The sequence below is a fragment of the Streptomyces macrolidinus genome (assembly GCF_023887685.1).
Taxonomy (GTDB): domain Bacteria; phylum Actinomycetota; class Actinomycetes; order Streptomycetales; family Streptomycetaceae; genus Streptomyces; species Streptomyces macrolidinus.
Window position 1 is genome coordinate 1 of the sequence record NZ_JAMWMR010000106.1, and the last position, 593, is coordinate 593.

Annotated in this window: 1 protein-coding gene; it reads left to right on the forward strand. The window is 67.5% G+C overall.

Annotated elements, in window-relative coordinates; genetic code table 11:
- On the forward strand, positions 1-593 hold a 593-nt coding region (locus NGF19_RS30430; protein WP_252429166.1), incomplete at both ends, for an acyltransferase domain-containing protein.

A 593-nucleotide genomic window follows, 5' to 3' on the forward strand; every position in this document is an offset into this window, starting at 1 on the left:
GTGCGGGGGGAGTTCTTCGGGGCGGATGCGGAGGTGTTGGAGGCGACGGGTGTCGCTCAGCCGGTGTTGTTCGCGTTCGAGGTGGCGTTGTTCCGGTTGTGGGAGTCGTGGGGTGTGTTGCCGGATGCGGTGGCCGGGCATTCGGTGGGTGAGATCGCGGCTGCTCATGTGGCGGGGGTGTTGTCGTTGGAGGACGCGTGCGTGTTGGTGGGCGCGCGTGGCCGGTTGATGCAGGCGCTTCCGTCCGGTGGTGTGATGGTGGCGGTGGAGGCGTCCGAGGACGAGGTCCTGCCGCTTTTGTGTGAGGCGGGGGTTGTGTCGTTGGCGGCGGTCAACGGGCCGTTGTCGGTGGTGGTTTCGGGTGAGCAGGATGCGGTGGAGCGGGTGGTGGCGGCGTTGCCGGGGCGGCGTTCGCGTCGTCTGAGGGTCAGTCATGCTTTCCACTCGCCTCTTATGGAGCCGATGCTGGAGGATTTCCGTCAGGCTCTGGCCGGGCTGTCCTTCCGGAGTCCGGACTTGCGTTTCGTCTCCACCGTGACGGGTGCTGCGGTGGCGGAGGAGGTCGCTGCGGCCGAGTACTGGGTCGGGCAGGT